Source organism: Streptomyces sp. NBC_00448 (assembly GCF_036014115.1).
GTDB lineage: Bacteria > Actinomycetota > Actinomycetes > Streptomycetales > Streptomycetaceae > Actinacidiphila.
The window spans coordinates 3,778,607-3,793,292 of record NZ_CP107913.1; the positions used below are offsets into that span (position 1 = coordinate 3,778,607).

The 14,686-nt window shown below is 73.0% G+C and carries 12 protein-coding genes, 1 tRNA gene and 1 pseudogene; 10 read left to right on the forward strand and 4 right to left on the reverse strand.

Annotated features, from left to right (window positions below):
- The first annotated feature begins 74 nt into the window (after window positions 1-74).
- The 7 genes and pseudogenes from OG370_RS15930 to OG370_RS15960 all read left to right on the forward strand — a co-directional run bounded on the left by OG370_RS15930 (window position 75) and on the right by OG370_RS15960 (window position 7,096).
- A complete protein-coding gene (locus tag OG370_RS15930; RefSeq protein WP_328474147.1) occupies window positions 75-1,136 on the forward strand; it encodes an SGNH/GDSL hydrolase family protein in 1,062 nt (353 codons plus the stop codon).
- Between the two features lie 518 nt (window positions 1,137-1,654).
- A complete protein-coding gene (locus OG370_RS15935; protein WP_328464775.1) occupies window positions 1,655-3,064 on the forward strand; it encodes an NAD(P)/FAD-dependent oxidoreductase in 1,410 nt (469 codons plus the stop codon).
- Between the two features lie 358 nt (window positions 3,065-3,422).
- On the forward strand, window positions 3,423-4,886 hold the full coding sequence (locus OG370_RS15940) for a cyclopropane-fatty-acyl-phospholipid synthase family protein (RefSeq protein ID WP_328464777.1): 1,464 nt from the start codon (window positions 3,423-3,425) through the stop codon (window positions 4,884-4,886).
- A 224-nt stretch (window positions 4,887-5,110) separates the two neighbouring features.
- A tRNA-Leu gene (locus OG370_RS15945) sits at window positions 5,111-5,196 on the forward strand.
- A gap of 373 nt (window positions 5,197-5,569) precedes the next feature.
- Window positions 5,570-6,100, forward strand: a complete 531-nt coding sequence (locus OG370_RS15950) for an NUDIX hydrolase (protein ID WP_328464779.1) — start codon at window positions 5,570-5,572, stop codon at window positions 6,098-6,100.
- A 6-nt stretch (window positions 6,101-6,106) separates the two neighbouring features.
- Window positions 6,107-6,253: pseudogene (locus tag OG370_RS15955) on the forward strand (helix-turn-helix domain-containing protein); the annotation flags it as partial.
- Window positions 6,254-6,361: 108 nt separating this feature from the next.
- Entirely contained in the window at window positions 6,362-7,096 is a 735-nt protein-coding gene (locus OG370_RS15960) for a hypothetical protein (RefSeq protein WP_328474898.1), read from the forward strand.
- Window positions 7,097-7,134: 38 nt separating this feature from the next.
- On the opposite strand, the gene OG370_RS15965 is transcribed toward OG370_RS15960, so the two are convergent.
- Window positions 7,135-8,007, reverse strand: coding sequence for a bifunctional DNA primase/polymerase (locus OG370_RS15965; RefSeq protein ID WP_328464781.1), 873 nt, complete (start codon window positions 8,005-8,007; stop codon window positions 7,135-7,137).
- A gap of 341 nt (window positions 8,008-8,348) precedes the next feature.
- On the opposite strand from OG370_RS15965, the gene OG370_RS15970 reads away from it, so the two are divergent.
- Window positions 8,349-10,364: a tetratricopeptide repeat protein gene (locus OG370_RS15970; RefSeq protein ID WP_328464783.1), complete on the forward strand. Its 2,016-nt coding sequence runs from the start codon at window positions 8,349-8,351 to the stop codon at window positions 10,362-10,364.
- Between the two features lie 118 nt (window positions 10,365-10,482).
- A complete protein-coding gene (locus OG370_RS15975; RefSeq protein ID WP_328464785.1) occupies window positions 10,483-11,271 on the forward strand; it encodes a Bax inhibitor-1/YccA family protein in 789 nt (262 codons plus the stop codon).
- Window positions 11,272-11,345: 74 nt separating this feature from the next.
- Here OG370_RS15975 and OG370_RS15980 read toward each other — a convergent pair whose 3' ends face one another.
- Window positions 11,346-11,579: a DUF4287 domain-containing protein gene (locus OG370_RS15980; protein WP_328464787.1), complete on the reverse strand. Its 234-nt coding sequence runs from the start codon at window positions 11,577-11,579 to the stop codon at window positions 11,346-11,348.
- A gap of 134 nt (window positions 11,580-11,713) precedes the next feature.
- Here OG370_RS15980 and OG370_RS15985 point away from each other — a divergent pair, with 134 nt between their 5' ends.
- Window positions 11,714-12,040, forward strand: a complete 327-nt coding sequence (locus OG370_RS15985) for a hypothetical protein (RefSeq protein ID WP_328464789.1) — start codon at window positions 11,714-11,716, stop codon at window positions 12,038-12,040.
- 63 nt (window positions 12,041-12,103) lie between these two features.
- Here the strand turns inward: OG370_RS15985 and OG370_RS15990 are convergent, their stop codons facing one another.
- Both OG370_RS15990 and OG370_RS15995 read right to left on the reverse strand, forming a co-directional pair.
- Window positions 12,104-12,982 carry a hypothetical protein gene (locus OG370_RS15990; protein WP_328464791.1) on the reverse strand — a complete coding sequence of 293 codons (879 nt, stop codon included), beginning with the start codon at window positions 12,980-12,982 and terminating at the stop codon, window positions 12,104-12,106.
- Window positions 12,983-13,322: 340 nt separating this feature from the next.
- Entirely contained in the window at window positions 13,323-14,543 is a 1,221-nt protein-coding gene (locus OG370_RS15995) for an acetyl-CoA C-acetyltransferase (RefSeq protein WP_328464793.1), read from the reverse strand.
- Window positions 14,544-14,686 lie beyond the last annotated feature (143 nt).

The following is a 14,686-nucleotide window of genomic DNA, read 5'->3' on the forward strand; positions in this document are numbered from 1 at the left end:
TGTGGCGGGGGAACGTGTGTGCGCGGTGGCGCATGGTGGTGTCCGGATAGTCCAGGGAGGTGGCCGACTCGATGATGTCCAGGGCGAGGGTGGCACGGCGGATCGCGACCGCGGCGGCGTTCGGCGGTGGCGGAATCAGCCTGCTGAGCGGGGCCGCGGTGGGGCTGCTGCTGACGGAGGCACGGCTGGCCAAGCGGATGGTCGGCGGGTCGGACGACGTACCGCCGCGGGCCGACGGCCGGTACGGGTCGGCGTTCGCCCACCGTACGGACGAGGCTCCGCTCCGGTTGGGCTTTCTGGGCGATTCCACCGCGGCGGGACAGGGGGTGCGGCGGGCCCGGGAAACCCCGGGGGCGCTGCTCGCCTCGGGGCTCGCGGCGGTGGCGGAGCGGCCGGTGAAGCTGATGAACGTGGCGCTGCCCGGCGCCCAGTCCGACGACCTGGACCGGCAGGTCTCGCTGCTGCTGGACTCCACGCTGCCGCCGCCCGAAGTCGCCGTGATCATGATCGGCGCCAATGACGTGACCCGCCGGATGCCGCTGTCCACCTCGGTGCGGCTGCTGTCCGACGCGGTACGGCGGCTGCGCGACGCCGGCAGCCAGGTGGTGGTCGGCACCTGTCCCGACCTGGGTTCGGTGGAGCCGGTCTACCAGCCGCTGCGGTGGCTGGCCCGGCGCGCCAGCCGGCAGCTCGCGGCGGCGCAGACCATCGCGGTGGTGGACCTGGGCGGGCGTACGGTCTCGCTCGGCGACCTGCTGGGCCCGGAGTTCGAGGCACGGCCGCGCGAGTTGTTCGGGCCGGACAACTTCCATCCCTCGGCGGAGGGTTACGCGACGGCGGCGATGGCGATCCTGCCGACGCTGTGTGCCTCGCTCGGACTGTGGCCGGAGGCCGACGAGCGGCCGGACGCACGGCGCGGCGAGGGCTTCCTGCCGGTCGCCGAGGCGGCGGCCGAGGCGGCGTCGGAGGCCGGCACCGAGGTGGCGGCCGCGCATGCCGTCTCGGCAGGCCCGCGCGGGCGGTGGGCGCTGATGAAGCGGCGCCGGCGGCGCCTGGTGGAGCAGGAGCATCCGCAGGACGACAGCGGGGACGCGGCCGAGACCTCGGCCGAGGGCGCGGCCCGACGCGGCGCGTGACCGCGCCCGGCCCGCGCGGGCGCCGTGACGACGCCCTACGGCCGAGCCGGCCCGTGTCCGGTAGCCCCGGTAAGCCCCGGCACCCTGGAGGCCGGGGCTTACGCGCCGCTCAGGCACCCTGGAGGCGGGCCCGCGCGCTCAGTTGAGACCGCGAACTTCCCTGGTGAGCGCGCCGGACGGGGTGCCGGCCCGTCCGGATCATGGGCACGCGGAATCCTTTGTGAAACTCTTCACATGAAGTTCCCGCCCAGTGGGTCAACTTTCCGGCCCCCTGGGCCCCAAATCCCCCTGAATCCCTGGGCCATCCGTGTTTCCGGGGCGTTGCGGAGGGGAGAACGACAGTGGACGGGCCGGCGATCGACGCTGCTCAGCGACGTGTATAACGGCTGGTGGCCGCCCTGGGCGCTCGGTTTCCGCGCCACCCCGGGCCGTGAAGGTGCGCAGTGTAGCAGAGGGTGTCCATACCCTTGTGAAGGGGCTCACGAGGTACACCCCCGGACGTGTTGGATACTCGAACCATGAGCACCACGGAGCGTCCACGGATTCTCGTAGTAGGCGGCGGTTACGTCGGCCTGTACGCGGCGCGCCGCATCATGAAGAAGATGCGGTACGGCGAGGCGACCGTCACGGTTGTCGACCCGCGCTCGTACATGACGTACCAGCCCTTCCTTCCCGAAACCGCAGCAGGCAGCATCTCCCCGCGGCATGTCGTCGTCCCGCTGCGACGCGTGCTGCCCGGGGTCGAGGTGCTCACCGGGCGGGTCACGACCATCGACCAGGACCGCAAGGTCGCTGCGGTCGAGCCGCTGGTCGGTGAGTCGTACGAGCTGCCCTTCGACTACCTGGTGATCGCGCTCGGCGCGGTCTCCCGCACCTTCCCCATCCCGGGTCTGGCCGAGAACGGCATCGGGATGAAGGGCGTGGAGGAGGCGATCGGTCTGCGCAACCACGTCCTGGAGCAGCTCGACAAGGCCGACTCCACCACCGACGAGGAGATCCGCCGCAAGGCGCTCACCTTCGTCTTCGTCGGCGGCGGCTTCGCCGGCGCGGAGACCATCGGCGAGGTCGAGGACATGGCCCGCGACGCGGCCAAGTACTACCCGAACGTCAAGCGCGAGGACATGCGCTTCATCCTCGTGGACGCCGCCGACAAGATCCTCCCCGAGGTGGGCCCGCAGCTCGGCAAGTGGGGCCTGGAACACCTCCAGGAGCGCGGTATCGAGGTCTACCTCAGCACTTCCATGAAGAGCTGCGTCGACAAGCACGTGGTGCTCGCCAACGGGCTCGAGGTCGACGCCTCCACCATCGTGTGGACCGCCGGTGTGAAGCCGAACCCGGCGCTGGCCAAGTTCGGCCTGCCGCTGGGCCCGCGCGGTCACGTGGACACCGCGCCCACCCTCCAGGTGCAGGGCACCGACTACATCTGGGCCGCGGGCGACAACGCCCAGGTGCCGGACCTCGCCGCGGGCGAGGGCGCCTGGTGCCCGCCGAACGCCCAGCACGCGCTGCGCCAGGCGAAGGTGCTCGGCGACAACGTGGTCTCCGGGATGCGCGGCTTCCCGCAGCAGGACTACAAGCACGCCAACAAGGGCGCGGTCGCGGGCCTGGGCCTCCACAAGGGCGTCGCGATGATCGTGGTCGGCAAGACCAAGATCAAGCTCAAGGGCCGGCTCGCCTGGTACATGCACCGCGGCTACCACGGCCTCGCCGTGCCGACCTGGAACCGCAAGATCCGGGTCTTCGCCGACTGGACGCTCGGCATGTTCCTCAAGCGCGAGGTCGTCTCGCTCGGCGCGATCGAGAACCCCCGCGAGGAGTTCTACGAGGCAGCGCGGCCGATCCCGGCGCCCGCCGCCGAGAAGAGCACCGGTAGCACCGGGGCCGGCGCGGCCAAGGGTGCCACCGACGCGGAGAAGGTCGCCTCCTAGCAGGGCTCGGCAGGAGCAGAAGCGCGGTTCGAAGGGCGCCCGCCATCCGTGGTGCGGGCGCCCTTCGGCGTGCCCGCGCGAACTCCCTTGGCACGCCCGGGCCGTACGCGGTTCCGCGCACCCGCCCGGGTCCGTGCCGTACGCCCTGCCGCGCACCCCGCGCCGCGCATCCCCGCCCATGCCCCTCACGGCCCCGTTCCGTATGCCCGGCCGGCCGGCGCACAGCACCCCTCCCGACGGGCGGCGACGTGCCCGGCAGAGGGGCATTCCACCTCTTCCGGCCCAACTGCGTGTATCCGCAACGTAGATTTCCGCGTCAGGCGCCTCAAGTGCGATTTTCAGTCGTACGCTCAGATCCATGGTTGACGCGGCTCATCGCATCCTCGACATCGCCGAGCACGTTCTTCCCGGCCCGTTCCCGTTGCGCGTGCGCGCTTGGGACGGCAGTGAGGCGGGACCGGTCGGCGCACCCGCACTCGTCTTCAGGAAGCGCCGGGCACTGCGCCGGTTGCTGTGGCGGCCGGGCGAACTCGGCCTGGCCAGAGCGTGGGTGGCCGGCGACCTCGACGTCGACGGCGACCTCTACACCGCGCTCGACACGCTCTCCGGGCTGATCTGGGAGCGCGGCGAACCCGACCCGGCGGCCGGCCGCGGCGAGGTCGTACGCCAGGCCGCGGTCGCCCTGCGCGACCCGGCGACCTACCGGCTGATCCGCAGCGTGCTGTCCCTGGCCGGCGCCGGGCTGCCGCCCTCCGCGCCGCCCGAGGAGGTGCGCCGCCGCACCGGTCTCGCGCACACCAAGCGCCGCGACAAGGAGGCGATCGCCCACCACTACGACGTGGGGAACGCCTTCTACGAGATCGTGCTCGGCCCGTCCATGGTCTACTCGTGCGCGCTGTGGGCCGATTCCGGCCTCGGCGCCGCCGAGGCGGGCGACGAGGCGGGCGACCAGGTCAGCGCCGACACCGCGCGCAGGCGGGCCGCGGCGGCCGCGACCGCGGAGTCGGTGGCCGGCGCGTCCGCCGAGGGCACCGATCCGGTCGGCGCCGCCGGGATCTCCCTGGAACAGGCGCAGTACGCCAAACTCGACCTGGTCTGCCGCAAGTTGGGGCTGCAGGAGGGACAGCGGCTGCTGGATGTCGGCTGCGGCTGGGGCTCCATGGTGCTGCACGCGGCCCGGCACTACGGAGTGCGGGCCACCGGGATCACGCTGTCCGTGGAGCAGGCCGCCTTCGCCCGCAAGCGGATCGCGGAGGCCGGGCTCGCCGACCGTATCGAGATCCGGGTGCAGGACTACCGCGACGTCAAGGACGGCCCGTACGACGCGATCTCGTCGATCGGGATGGCCGAGCACGTCGGCAGCGAGCGCTACCTGGAGTACGCGCGGACGCTGTACGCCCTCCTCAAGCCGGGCGGCCGGCTGCTGAACCACCAGATCGCCCGCCGCCCGCTGCGCAGCGAGGAGGAGTACCGGATCGACGAGTTCATCGACCGCTACGTCTTCCCCGACGGCGAACTCTCCCCGGTCGGCACCACGGTGGGCCGACTGGAGGAGGCGGGCTTCGAGGTGCGCGACGTGGAGGCGCTGCGCGAGCACTACGGGCGCACCCTGCGCACCTGGGTGGCGAACCTGGAGGCGCACTGGAAGGAGGCGGTCGCCGCGACCAGCGCCGGCCGGGCCCGGGTGTGGCGGCTCTACATGGCCGCGTCCGCGCTGTCCTTCGAACGCAACCGCATCGGCGTCAACCAGGTGATGGCGGTGCGCACCGACCCGGTCGGCCGGGCCGGGCTGCCCGCCACCCGCTCGGCGTGGCTGTCGTGACGCGTTCGACAGCCGTTCGACAAGCCCGAACTCCGGTTGCGGAGAGCGATTTCACGTCACTTGTGCGTGAGGTCTGATGCTGCTGGGATGCCGCCTGTGGTGCGACGAGACCGCGGGCGGCGCCCTGACCGCACGTCAGTAACCCCTAAAATAAGACAACATGGCCACTTAGGCGCCCTGTTCACGACTCTCAACCCGGATACGCTTTTCTCTGCGCCCCGCCGGCCCGGATGGTGGAACGCAGACACGGCGAGCTTAAACCTCGCTGCCCTTTGAGGGCGTGCCGGTTCAAGTCCGGCTCCGGGCACCATCTCTCGCTGGTCCCTCCACCAGTGAGAACGGCCGGCATCGGGCGACACCATCTGGCGCTGCGGGGCCCCACGGGGCCCCGGCGGCACGGACGCTTCCTCGTTGAGACCGCCCCCGAGGCATTCCGGGACCAGGTCAGCGAAGCTGGGCAGCCGCGGCCGACGGGGTGGGTGAAGGGCAAGCTGTCTCACCAAGCCCGGGGCCCTGGCGCATGCCCGGCACGGGAGCCTCGGGTCGCGTCCGGTCAGGCGACCGTTCCCCAACCGCCGTGTGGGGCAGTCGTCTTCACTCACAGGGTGAGCAGCCTGGGGGTGGGCGAGGGTCACGGCCTGTGACAGGCTGACGTGATCACTGCGGCGGCGTCCGGAGGTGCGGTGAGCGAGTGGACGGTCCACGGGACCCGCACGATCTACACGAGTCCCTGGGTGAGCCTGGACCTGGTCGACGTCGAACCGCCCGGCCTTGAGCGGTACGAGCACCACCTCGTGAAGTTCGCGCCGGTGGCCGCCACCGTCCTGCTCCGTGACGACGAAGTGCTCCTGATGTGGCGGCACCGCTTTGCCACGGGCTCGTGGAGCTGGGAGATCCCGAGCGGCATCGTGGAGAACGGCGAGGCGCTGCCGGACGCCGCGGCCCGCGAGGTTCTGGAGGAGACCGGGTATCGGGTCGATCCGGGCCTACTGGAGCCGCTGGCCTACAACGAGCCCATCGGCGGCATGAGCGACGCCCGGCATCACGTCTTCCTCGCGCGGGACGGTGTGCGGGTCGCGGACCCGATTGATACGCACGAGGCGGACCGGATCGAGTGGCATCACCTCGACGCGGTCACGGACATGATCGACCGGCGGGAGATCGTCGCGGGTGTCGCGGTGACAGGTCTCCTGAGGCTGCTCGCGATGCGCTAGCCGACGGTGATCGCGGCCCGGCTACGACGCGGCCTCACGCAGGAGGGTCTTGCCGAACGTTCCGGCCTCAGTGTGGGCGTGGTCATGAGGTTGGAACGTGGGCGCACCGGGCGGCCGGAGACCTATCACGCGCTCGCCCGCTCCTTGAGGGTACGCACCCCGGCGCTTCTCGGGTTCCGGCCTGGTCGCGTCGTAAGGCCCCCCAGGGCGTTCGCGCCGCCCCTTTCACGGTGGTCGTGGGCAGCGCTAGCGTCCTGGCGTATGAACACCGAGCTGGTGGTGGCCTCGCTCTCCGGGGTGGTCGCCCTGTCAAGCATCCTGGTCAGCGCCCGGTTCAGCCGGAAACAGACCGTGCTCGCGGCGCAGTTGGAGCAGCAGGGCGCGGCGCAGTCGAAGCTCGCCGAGCACCAGGACCTGATGAGCCAGCGCCGAGATCCGCTGCTGTGGGCGGCGTTCGACTTCCAGTCGCGCCTGTTCAACATCGTGGACAGGGATTTCCTGAACGTCTACTACACGCACGGCCACGACCGCGATCGCGACTACGCGCTCCGGAGCACTCTGCACGTCGCGGGCGAGTACCTCGGTCAGGTGGAGTTGCTGCGGCGCCGTATCCAGTTCCTGGACCTGGGCAACCGGGAGAGCTCCCGGACCGTCGTCCGGCATCTGACGGCGATCAGCAACGTGCTCAACAGCGACGGCTACGACGACCCCCACTTCCGGATATTCCGGAGCGACCAGCGGGCCCTCGGAGAACTGCTGACCAGTGGCGGCGACGACCAGTGCCTGGGGTACGCGGAGTTCTGCCGGCGCCTGGACACCGACCCTGACTTCGCGTCGTGGTTCGAGCCGCTGTCGGACAGCGTCCGCCGGCTGGCCTCCCGTACCGAGCCGCACCCCCGGCTCGTGGCGCTGCAGATCGCGCTCATGAACCTGATCGACTTCCTCGACCCGGACGCCGACCGCTTCCCGGACCACCGCAGGTCCCGGCTGGCCTAGCGCCGAAGGCCTGCCCTACGGCTCCACGGACGCTTGCCTTACGGCTCCGCCGACGCGCGCAGCCGGCCCGCGGAGGCGACGGTGGCCGCCGCCTCGCGTTCGCTCAGGCCCGTGTGGACCGCGGCCGTCACCAGCGCCGGGGCCAGCGCGTCGCCGAGGCCGGCGTCGTAGGCGCGGCAAGCCGCCCAGAACAGACGGCCGTTGCGCTCGCCCTCCTGGGAGTCGAGGACGAATCGGATCAGGGCCGCGGCGCGCTTCTCGGCCGGATGGCGCGGGGCCGGCGGGGCGGGCTCTCGGCCGGGCGGCGGCTCGGGCGGGGCGGCCAGCAGGAGCAGTGCGCGCGGCGCGGGTGCCAGCGGGTGCTGCGCGGTACCGGGTTCCAGGAGGTAGTGGCCGGCGACGGTGCGGGAGCCGGGGCCGACGACGTAGCCGCCGGCGCCGCGTATGTCGATGCCGGGGGCGAGCCGGCCGGCCGAGTTGGGCACCGGGCCGGGCGCGGTCAGCCACAGGTGGCGGCCGCCACTGGGGGTGAGGACGGTGACGGTCCGCGGCACGGCGAAGTCGTGCCGCTCGGCGAGGGCGTGCAGCGCGGCCATGCCGTCCGTGCCGTGCTTGACGTCGAGGTCGAGGCCCACGAGGTGGTGCGGGGCGCGGCCGCACGCGATGCCGTAACCCGTCGCCCAGGGCGCGAGGGCGAACAGGGCGCGGATGCGGTCGGGGTCGGTGGTCGCGTCGTGCACGCCGTGGCCGGGGCGGCCGCAGGCACCGCGGCAGTCGGTGGCCCGGGGCTCGTCGCGGTGCGGGGAGCGGACGGCGGGGAGTTTCGTGCGGGACAGCGGGAAGACCGGCAGTCCGCGCAGGGCGGTCAGCAGCGCCGTGTGCAGGGCGCGGATGTGGTCGGGGCGTGGCATGGCCTGCTCCCTGATGTTCGAACGCGTGTTCGTCTCCACCCCTCAGTGATACCGCGCCCGGCCGCCGGCGTCCACCTCATACCGGTCGTGTCGGCGACACGGGCCCGGTCCGCGCCGGCGATACGGGCCCCTGGTCGCCGTACCGCGGGTCACGGTGCCATCACCCCGGTGCCGCGGCGCGGCGCTCGGGTAATACCGTCGGCACTGGCGGCATCGTCGGCGCGCACCGGCCGGAGGACCGCCCGGGACACCGCACGGGGCGACGCCGGGGGGCGCCGCCGATGGCGCGGCCCGGGACGCCGGCCGGGTGCGGCCCACGCGGGACCGAGGGGTGGGGGCAGATGGACGAACGGCACACGCACGGCACGGACCCGAACCGGGACGACGGAGCGGAACGCCTGGCCGCGGAGGGCGAGGTGGCACTGGCCCGGCTGATCATGGACGGCGGCGACCTGACGCACGCCGCCGACCACCTGGGCAGCGCGTTCGCCGCCGATCCGCGGCTGCCCGACGCGCACGCGGCGCTCACCGAACTGGCCGGGCGGGCCGGCGGACCGGCCGCGGCCCTGGTGTTCTTCCCGCCGGACCGGTCGTTCGTCGGCGCGGTGGTCTGCCGTGCGCACCTGCTCGCCGCCTGCGAGGAGTGGGGCGAGGCGGTGCTGCTGATCGCGGGCGCGATCCGGGCCCGGTACGACCACCCGTGGGCGCATGTCGCCTGGCTCGGCCAGGAGGCGCTGCCCGGGCTGCTGTCGGCCGACGTGGTGACCCAGGCGCTGGCGCACATGGTCACCGCGCTGCCCGACCCGCTGCCGGAACCGGGCCGCGAGGCGATAGCGCCCTTCCACGAACTCGTCGCCGCCGTGGTCGAACAGCACCCGGACGACGCGCGGCTGGCCGCGATCGGCTCGGCGCTCGCCCGCCGGATCGGCGCCACCGACCAGGCCGTGGCCTGGGCCGAGCGGGCGCACCGGCTCCAGCCGGACCACATCCCCAGCATCATGCTCGGCTACGCGCTGCGGGCGGCCGGGCGGCCCGACGACGCGCTGCGGGTATGGCGCGAGGAGATCGCCAGGGACGCCACCGACCTGTCCTTGATGGTCGACATCGCCGAGCTGTACGCCTCCACCGGGCGGGCCGCGCAGGGCCTGCCGTGGGCCGAACGGGCCGCCGCGGCGCGCCCGGACGACCCGCAGGCGGGCCCGGCCGTCTTCGGGGTCCGGTACGCCGCCGACGGCGACGCCGCCCACCTGCTGGCCCTCGCCGACCACCTGCGCGCGCACCCCGACCACTCCTACGCGGCGACCGTGCTGGCCCGGCACAGCGAGTGGCAGCCGTGGCTCGGCGTGGTGGCGGGCGCCACCGAGGCCACCGTCAACGTGCTGCACCAGCTCCTGCGCAGCCCGGACGCGGACGCCGCCCGCGGCCGGCAGGTGCAGCTCACCGCGTCGATGATCGAGCCACCCAGCGCGGTGCTCACCTTCCTGATGTCCTTCCCCAACGGCGAGGTGGCCGGCCGCTCGGTCGGCGACCCCGACCCGCGCGAGCCGGTCGGCGCGGTCGGCCGCACCCTGTGGGCGTACGACGGCCTGATCGCCCACCCGGCCGTGCCCCCGCCCTCCCCCGAGGCCGCGCGGCTGGTACGGGACACCGCGGCAGCGTCCTGGCCGCACATCCCGGCCGCCTACGACCACGGGGTGCGGCTGTCCGGCCTGCCGCTGGCGGACCTGCTCGGCGTCATGGTCCACCCGCCCGAGCCGCCCGACGACGAGCAGGGCCGCCACCTGCGGGCGTACCGCCCGGAGCTGTGGGTCCGCGCGGTGCAGACCTTCGCCTGCCTCGGGGTCGCCCACCACCGCACCGACGAGCCGTGGCCGCGGTCGATGCGCCGCTCGGTGCTGCTCGACCTGCTCGACGGCCCCGAGGACTGGCTCGCCGAGACGGCCTCCTTCGCGATGGTGGCCACCGCCTGGGTCGACCCTTCCGTGCGCGAGGACGTCGGGCTGCGGATCACCGAGCGGATGCTCGCCGCGGCGAAGGCGTACCGCACCCGCGAGGTCACCGTGCTGGGCTCCCTGTGCCGCCTGGTGCTGCTGTGCCCGTGGCTGGACGCGACCTATACGGACCTGGCCCGCGACCTGCTCGCCGCGATCGGGCGCGCCGAGCAGGAGCCCGACAGCACGGGCACGGACTCGGATACGGGTACGGACGCGGCCTCGGAATCGACTGCGGCCACGGACGCGGGGTCAGGCACGCACGCGGGCACCGCATCCGACCCGCCGCCGGCCGCGCCCGGACAACCCGCCGGCCCGCCGCCGCGGCCCGCCCGCAGGGGTCTCTTCCGCCGCCGGCGGCGCTGAACCGCACCGGCCCCGCCCCGTGTCGGCCCCGCCTCCACCCCTTCTCCGCCGCCATGCGGCCCTTTTGACCTGCACCTACCCTGGGGGCAGCCGCAGCGCGCGGCATCGGAGGACCGTGATGAAGAGCAGCAACCCCGTGCTGACCGGCCGCGGCTTCACCGAGGGCGGCGGAGCCTCCCAGCAGCCGCGGGACCTGACGGCCGCACAGCTGGAGACGATGTACGCCCGCCCCTCCGCCGGGGCCGCGCGGACCGGCCGGATGACGATGGGCGACGTCGTCACCCGCACCGCGGCGACCCTCGGCATGGTCGTACTCGGCGTGCTGCTCGGCTGGTTCGCGCTGCCCGAGCGGTACGGCCTCGCGATCGGCGCCGCGGTCATCGCGTTCGTGCTCGCGATGGTGCAGTCGTTCAAGCGGACGCCGTCGCCCGCCCTGATCATCGGCTACGCCCTCTTCGAAGGCGTCTTCCTCGGCGTCCTCAGCCGCACCTACAACGAGGCGTGGCAGGGCGCTCCGGTCCAGGCGGTGCTCGGCACCGTGGCGGTCTTCTGCGGCATGCTGCTCGCCTACCGGACCCGCCTCATCCGGGTCACCGCGCGCTACCGCAGGATCGGGCTGGCGGTCTCGGTCGCCTTCCTGATCGCGATCGTGGTCAACCTGCTCTTCTCCGCCTTCGGCGGCGGCGACACGCTGGGGATTCACACCGGCGGGCTCGGCATCGCCTTCTGCGTGCTCGGCATCCTCCTCGGCGCCTTCTTCCTCTCGCTGGACTTCCAGCAGGTCGAGGACGGAATCCGGCACGGAGTACCGCAACAGCACGCCTGGCTCGCCGCGTTCGGCCTGACGCTGTCCCTGGTGTGGATCTACCTCGAACTCCTGCGCCTGATCTCCATCCTGCGCGACTGAGCGGACGGAACCGGACCGAGCCGGACGGAGTCAGGCGGGGTCCGGACGGACCCAGGCGGAGTCCGGGCCAGCCGCTACAGGAGGTTGCGCCTGGCCCGGCGCAGGTCGTACTCGTGGACGAGGGCCTTGGCGTGGCCGTAGGACAGGGCGTGCTCGCTGCGCAGCCAGCTCACGCGTTCGTCGAAGCGGAGGAGGGAGGGTCCGTCGGCGAGGTCGCGCAGCCACTCGCTGACCTCGCGGCCGGTGCAGTGCGGGATGCGGTCGATCAGGTTCCGGTGGGTTTCGTCGGAGATGTGCGTGGGGTACATGGCGCCTCCGGTGTGCGGTCCGGTCACCCCACCGTGCCCGAGAGGTCGTTCGTTGGCAACCATCCCGGGCGTGCGGATATCGGTGCGAAGCCGCACCGCGCGGGTGCGCCGGGCGCGCGGGTAGGGTCGCGGTCATGTCCGATCGCACCGCGCTGCACACCGCCGTCGACCGTCTCGCCGGGCGGCTGCGGTCGCTCCCGCAACGCAGGCTCCAGGGCGGAGCGGCCGCCGAGGCACTGGAGTTGGCGCGCTGGCTGGCCGTCCAGGCGGAGACCCTGGAGTTCCCGGACCGCGCGCCGCACCGCATGCCGAACGACGGGATGTTCATCGTGGGCGATCAACTCGCGGTCGCCGGCCATGACTTGGCGATGGCCCTCGGCTCGGTCGAGCCCGACAGGGCTGCCGCGGTCGTGACGGAGGCGCTGGAGCGGGTGGCACGGGCCGCGAAGAGCATCGGCTGACCCCTTGGGCGTTCGCGGCGCCCGCGGGGGCGTCGCAGGCCCGGTGCCGGCCGGGCCCGGGCGTTACAGCGACGCCACCACGCGGTCGGCGAGCACGTACACGGCCTCGTCGCCGCACGCGAAGGTCAGGGCGTAGGCGCCGGCTATCGCGGAGCCGCCGCGCAGCACGGGGACCTCGCCGCGGTCGAGGGCCTCGCTGAGCTTGAGGGCGGTCTCGCGGTGCCCCGGGGTCATGCAGAGCGTGGTGCCGTCGGCGAAGACGTAGACGTCGAGGGTGCCGAGCGGGCCGGGCCGGACGTCGGACAGCGGAATACGTCCGTCGGCGAGGTCGGAGAGGCGGTCCGCGGTCTGGTCCGGGGAGGCGACCACCGGGGAGGGCGCGAAGTCCGGGCCCGAGGGGTGCGGGATCGCGCCGGGCGCGGGGCGGGTGGCGTCGGGGCGCGCGGTCTCGGGGGCGTCCGGGGCCTCGGGGTCGGCGGCGGCGTCGAGAGCCGCCTCGAAGGCGACGGCGTCCGGGCCGCCGGGCTCGATCCCGGCGAAGTCGGCCTGCCGGGGCAGGTAGGGCAGCACCGGCGGGACTTCGTAGTCGCGGTGGCCGGCGAGGTCGGCGGGATCGTCCGCCAGGGCGCCAGGACCGCCGCTGGACGCGCCGTAGGGGCCGCGCGGCAGTCCGGTGTCACCGGCGCTCTCCCGGGCCTCCTGCTCGGCCCAGAAGGCGCGCGCCTCGGCCAGTTCGCGCTCGCGCTCGTCGGCGAGCGCCTCGGCGACGGCGGTGCGGATGTCACCCGCGCTGTCCCGGGGCCCGGGAACGCTCAGCCCGCCCAGATCGCGGCGCAGGGCGGACAGTTCGCGGCGGGTGCCGCGGGCGGTGAGCAGGGCGGCGGCGCCCGCGGCCGCGGCGAGTCCCGCGGCGACCAGCAGGACGGTGAAGTTCACACTCACTGAGCTACTCCCGACTGATGCGACCCGAGCAATGCCCACCAGGACGGTGGGCGAAACTTCCCCCTCACTCACTCTGCCGGTAAACCCCTGGCCTTTGCAGTGCGGAACGTCATGAATTGAACAGGTCTGCCCCCTTGCCTGGTTCCGTAACACCCGATCTGACCTGGGAAAACGCGAACGCCCCCGGGAAAATCACGTCCCGGGGGCAATTTGATTGCGACTTACGTCACACTGCGTACACAAAGAAGTCGCGTCATCGCGCGCCGTGACAAGGCCCAGCTCAGCCCGGTTCAGCCCGGTTCGGCTCGCTTCAGCTCAGCTCGGCTCGCTTCGGCTCGGCTCAGCTGAGCCGCTCGATCACCATCGCCATGCCCTGGCCGCCGCCGACGCACATCGTCTCCAGGCCGAACTGCTTGTCGTGGAACTGAAGGCTGTTGAGGAGCGTGCCGGTGATCCGGGCGCCGGTCATGCCGAAGGGGTGGCCGACCGCGATCGCGCCGCCGTTGACGTTCAGCCGGTCGAGGTCGATGCCCAGGTCCCGGTAGGAGGGGATGACCTGCGCGGCGAACGCCTCGTTGATCTCCACCAGGTCGATGTCGCCGATGGCCATGCCCGCCCGCTTGAGCGCCTGCTTGGACGCCTCCACCGGGCCGTAGCCCATGATCTCCGGGGACAGCCCGGAGACGCCGGTGGAGACCACCCGGGCCAGCGGGGTGACGCCGAGCTCGCGCGCCTTGGTGTCGGACATGATCACCAGGGCGGCGGCGCCGTCGTTGAGCGGGCAGCAGTTGCCGGCCGTCACGGTGCCGTCGGGGCGGAAGACGGGCTTCAGACCCGCCACGCCCTCCATGGTGACGCCCGCGCGCGGCCCGTCGTCCTTGGCGACCACGGTGCCGTCCGGCAGCGTCACCGGGGTGATCTCGCGCTCCCAGAAGCCGTTCTTGAGCGCCTCCTCCGCGAGGTTCTGCGAGCGGACGCCGAACTCGTCCTGCTCCTGGCGGCTGATGCCCTTCAGCGCCGCCAGGTTCTCGGCCGTCTGGCCCATCGCGATGTACGCGTCGGGCACCGCCCCGTCCTCGCGCGGGTCGTGCCACTGCCCGCCACCCTCTTCGGCGCGCTTCTCGGTACGCGCCCGCGCCTCGTCGAAGAGCGGGTTCATCGTGTCGGGCAGGCTGTCGGAGTTGCCCTTGGTGAAGCGCGAGACCATCTCCACGCCCGCCGACACGAACACGTCGCCCTCGCCCGCCTTGATGGCGTGCAGCGCCATCCGCGTGGTCTGCAGCGACGAGGAGCAGTAGCGGGTGACGGTGCAGCCCGGCAGGTGGTCCATGCCCAGCCGCACGGCCACGATCCGGGCCATGTTGAAGCCCTGCTCGCCGCCGGGCAGGCCGCAGCCGAGCATCAGGTCCTCGATGTCGCGCGGGTCGAGCTGCGGCACCTTCTCCAGCGCGGTCCTGATGATGGTGGCGGCCAGGTCGTCCGGGCGCAGTTCCTTCAGCGAGCCCTTGAAGGCACGCCCGATGGGCGAACGGGCGGCTGAGACGATGACGGCTTCGGGCATCGCGACACTCCTCTTCGAGGCGGCGGGACCGCCGGCCGGCAGGTGCGGCGCCGGCCGGCGCGGCGTGGGGCCGTCGCCGGGCCCCCTGGGAAGTTACCCGCACGTAGCGGAGCGCGTCACCAGGCCGCCGCTGTGATGCGGGA

Coding starts and splice junctions, on each gene's coding strand:
- OG370_RS15995 (WP_328464793.1), bottom strand. CDS start 14,543: ATGCCCGAAGCCGTCATCGTCTCAGCCGCCCGTTCGCCCATCGGGCGT.
- OG370_RS15970 (WP_328464783.1), top strand. CDS start 8,349: ATGGACGAACGGCACACGCACGGCACGGACCCGAACCGGGACGACGGA.
- OG370_RS15980 (WP_328464787.1), bottom strand. CDS start 11,579: ATGTACCCCACGCACATCTCCGACGAAACCCACCGGAACCTGATCGAC.
- OG370_RS15985 (WP_328464789.1), top strand. CDS start 11,714: ATGTCCGATCGCACCGCGCTGCACACCGCCGTCGACCGTCTCGCCGGG.
- OG370_RS15930 (WP_328474147.1), top strand. CDS start 75: ATGTCCAGGGCGAGGGTGGCACGGCGGATCGCGACCGCGGCGGCGTTC.
- OG370_RS15935 (WP_328464775.1), top strand. CDS start 1,655: ATGAGCACCACGGAGCGTCCACGGATTCTCGTAGTAGGCGGCGGTTAC.
- OG370_RS15975 (WP_328464785.1), top strand. CDS start 10,483: ATGAAGAGCAGCAACCCCGTGCTGACCGGCCGCGGCTTCACCGAGGGC.
- OG370_RS15940 (WP_328464777.1), top strand. CDS start 3,423: ATGGTTGACGCGGCTCATCGCATCCTCGACATCGCCGAGCACGTTCTT.
- OG370_RS15960 (WP_328474898.1), top strand. CDS start 6,362: ATGAACACCGAGCTGGTGGTGGCCTCGCTCTCCGGGGTGGTCGCCCTG.
- OG370_RS15965 (WP_328464781.1), bottom strand. CDS start 8,007: ATGCCACGCCCCGACCACATCCGCGCCCTGCACACGGCGCTGCTGACC.